This is a genomic window from Methylobacterium sp. WL18 (assembly GCF_008040015.1).
Classification (GTDB): Bacteria; Pseudomonadota; Alphaproteobacteria; order Rhizobiales; family Beijerinckiaceae; genus Methylobacterium; species Methylobacterium mesophilicum.
The window spans coordinates 1-3,275 of the sequence record NZ_VRVD01000529.1; the positions used below are offsets into that span (position 1 = coordinate 1).

General features: G+C 72.1%; 4 protein-coding genes. 2 read left to right on the top strand and 2 right to left on the bottom strand.

The annotated features are described in order from the left end of the window. Positions 1-860 (top strand): methyl-accepting chemotaxis protein (locus tag FV228_RS24385; RefSeq protein WP_246694022.1); only part of this gene is annotated, 860 nt, incomplete at its 5' end. A gap of 229 nt (positions 861-1,089) precedes the next feature. Here the strand turns inward: FV228_RS24385 and FV228_RS24390 are convergent. Both FV228_RS24390 and FV228_RS24395 read right to left on the bottom strand, forming a co-directional pair. Continuing rightward, positions 1,090-1,311 carry a hypothetical protein gene (locus tag FV228_RS24390; protein WP_147856924.1) on the bottom strand — a complete coding sequence of 74 codons (222 nt, stop codon included), beginning with the start codon at positions 1,309-1,311 and terminating at the stop codon, positions 1,090-1,092. Positions 1,312-1,383: 72 nt separating this feature from the next. Beyond that, the gene (locus FV228_RS24395) at positions 1,384-1,605 is read right to left on the bottom strand and encodes a hypothetical protein (RefSeq protein WP_147856925.1); all 222 of its coding nucleotides are present in this window, start codon (positions 1,603-1,605) and stop codon (positions 1,384-1,386) included. Positions 1,606-1,925: 320 nt separating this feature from the next. Between FV228_RS24395 and FV228_RS24400 the strand changes: the two genes are divergently transcribed. Continuing rightward, positions 1,926-3,275, top strand: a 1,350-nt coding sequence (locus tag FV228_RS24400) for a UDP-glucose/GDP-mannose dehydrogenase family protein (protein ID WP_147856926.1), incomplete at its 3' end; no start/stop codon positions are given.

Sequence of the window (3,275 nt, forward strand, 5' to 3'; positions counted from 1 at the left end):
CCTCCGCCGAGCGCAGGCGCGCCCGGCTGGACCTGGCCGAGGGCTTCGAGCAGGCGGTCGCCGGCATCGTCGAGCAGGTCGCGTCCTCGGCCACGGAGCTGCAGGCCACAGCCCGGGCGATGACGGACATCGCCCAGGAGGCCGGCACCCAATCCGGCGCGGTGGCGACGGCGGCCGAGGAGGCGGCAGCCAACGTCACCACGGTCGCGGCCGCCACCGAGGAACTCGGCAGCTCCATCCAGGAGATCGGCCGGCAGGTGCAGGGGTCCACCGATCTGGCCCAGAGGGCCGTCGGCGAGGCCGACCAGACCGCCGCCCTGGTCGCCGAGCTGAGCGCGGCGGCCACCCGGATCGGCGGCGTGGTGCAGATGATCTCGGCGATCGCCAGCCAGACCAACCTGCTGGCGCTCAACGCCACGATCGAGGCGGCCCGCGCCGGCGAGGCGGGCCGGGGCTTCGCCGTCGTGGCCTCCGAGGTGAAGGAGCTGGCCGGCCAGACCGCCAAGGCGACCGAGGAGATCGCCAGCCAGATCGGCCGGATCCAGGGCGTCACCGGCGAGGCGGTCGGGGCGATCGGCACGATCACCGGCCGGATCCGCGAACTGAACGGGGTGGCGAACTCGATCGCCGCCGCGGTCGAGCAACAGGGGGCGGCGACGCGGGAGATCGTCCGCAACATCGCCCAGGCGACCGCCGGGACCAAGGAGGTGACCAGCAACATCGTCGGTGTCGCGGGCGCCTCCGAGCAGACCGGGGAAGCCGCCGGCCAGGTCCTCTCGGCCGCGACCGGCCTGTCCCGCCAATCGGAGCGGCTCGCCGCCGAGGTCGACCGCTTCCTGGCCACCATGCGGGCGGCGTGACGGCGCCCGGCGGTTCGGGCGCTCCAACCCGCCATGCTGTCCCTCATCCGCCCCCCTTCAGGGCCGCCCTGGCCCAGCGTGGGAGACGGTGGGCGTGCGTCCTTCGGCGGGTCGAGCCGCGACCGACCAGACGGCGCGCGGTCTGCCGGGGGATTCGCCGGGCGGGGTGAGCCGCCTGCTCGATCCGTCGTGCGGTAAGAGTTGGTCCGGGCCGCAGGATCGCCCGGGTTCAGGCGGTACGCGCCAGGCCCATCCGGTCCTGCATGACGCCCGGCATCGTCCGGAGCTTGAGCGCCGCGACCCGGTTGTGCCGCGCCATCGCGCGCAGGGCCTCGGCGGTCTCGGGATCGCCGCTCTCCGCCAGGGCCTGCGCGGCTTGCGCCAAGCCGGCGGCGGTGGCGTCGGCCAGCGCGGCGACACGCGGATCGGGCGAGGACGTCGGTCTGGCCATGGTTGTCCCTGATCGAAGGCGTCCCGATCCTCCGAACGAAGGGTTAACAACCGGTAAAGGCCGCGCGCCGGGTCATTTGCGGATCGGAAAGCGCCCGACCAGCCATCCGGCCTCGTCCCGCACCAGCAGGGTCCAGGGCGGCCCCGGATGCGCCTCGGCGATCTCGTCGGCCATCTCGGCGATGACGCTGCGCGCTTCGAACAGGGCTTCCTCGAGGTCGGCGGCCTCGACGCCCGTCGGGTCGTGGAGCGTGATCTCGGCGTTGGCAAGCTCGAAGTAGAAGCGTGCGGCCAAACGGGCTCTCCCCTACGAAAATCCTCGAGAGAGTTCGTCCCTGCGATCGTCTCCGTCTAAACCCCGTAAGATCCGGCCTAATAGAAGAGAAAAAGACTTAGCTTTTAGGCTGCCTGGTCTCTTGCCTGGCCGGAGAACACCGCGGAGGCGGTTGGACCTAAGCCTAGCGAGGTATCCGGCCGCCCTTGGGGCCCGGCAGCCCCGCGGACCGCGCCCGTACCCCGTCCCGCCGACCGGCCCTACGCCTAAGTCATGAGGTGCCGCCCCGCCGCCGCCGCCGTAGACCGGACTCACAGGACGCGCGGTGCGACGAGGCGAGCATGAACATCACGATGGTCGGGTCGGGCTATGTCGGGCTGGTCTCCGGGGCGTGCCTGGCCGATTTCGGCCACAGCGTCGTGTGCGTCGACACCAATCGCGACCGGATCGACGCGCTGAATGCCGGGCGGATCCCGATCTACGAGCCCGAGCTCGGTGCCCTCGTGGCGGAGAACGTCCGCCAGGGCCGGCTGTCCTTCGTCGCCGACCTGGAACTCGCCGTCGCGGAGGCCGACGCGGTGTTCATCGCAGTGGGGACGCCCTCGCGGCGCGGCGACGGCTTCGCCGACCTGTCCTTCGTGTATCAGGCGGCCCGCAGCATCGCCCGGGCGCTGACCCGCTTCACCGTGGTGGTGACGAAGTCGACGGTCCCGGTGGGCACCGGCGACGAGGTCGAGCGGATCATCCGCGAGCTGCGGCCGGACGCCGACTTCGCCGTGGTGTCGAACCCGGAATTCCTGCGCGAGGGCGCGGCGATCTCCGACTTCAAGCGCCCGGACCGGATCGTGGTCGGCACCGAGGATCCCCGCGCCGAGGCGGTGATGCGCGAGGTCTACCGGCCGCTCTACCTCAACGAGGCGCCGATCCTGGTGACCTCGCGGCGCACCGCCGAGCTGACGAAATACGCCGCCAACGCGTTCCTGGCCGCCAAGATCACCTTCATCAACGAGATCGCCGACCTCTGCGAGCAGGTCGGCGCCGACGTCCAGCAGGTCGCCCGCGGCATGGGGCTGGACAACCGGATCGGCGGCAAGTTCCTGCACGCGGGGCCGGGCTACGGCGGCTCGTGCTTCCCGAAGGACACGCTGGCGCTGGTCAAGACCGCCCAGGATGCCGGGACGCCGCTGCGGCTGGTCGAGACCGTGGTGGCGGTCAACGACCAGAGGAAGCGCGGCATGGCCCGCAAGGTGATCAAGGCCTGCGGTGGCGTCCGCGGCAAGACGGTCGCGGTGCTGGGGCTGACCTTCAAGCCGAACACCGACGACATGCGCGATGCGCCCGCGCTCGCGATCGTGGCCGGCCTGCAGGATGCCGGCGCCCATGTCCGCGCCTACGACCCGGAGGGGATGGAGCAGGCCCGGCCGCTCCTGCCGGGGGTGGACTTCGCGCAGGATGCCTACGCGTGCGCGGAGGGGGCGGACGCCCTGGTGATCGTCACCGAGTGGAACGCGTTCCGGGCGCTGGACCTGCCGCGGCTGCACGCCACGATGCGCACCCCGGTCCTGGTCGATCTGCGCAACGTCTACCGGCCCGAGGAGGCCCGGCTCCACGGGTTCGCCTATACCAGCGTCGGCCGCGCCGATGAGCCTGCCGCGTCCCGGGCCGAGCCCGCGGCCCGGCCGCTGCTGGCC

Excerpts from the sequence above, each read along its gene's own strand:
- FV228_RS24390 (WP_147856924.1), bottom strand. The coding sequence starts at position 1,311 with ATGGCCAGACCGACGTCCTCGCCCGATCCGCGTGTCGCCGCGCTGGCC.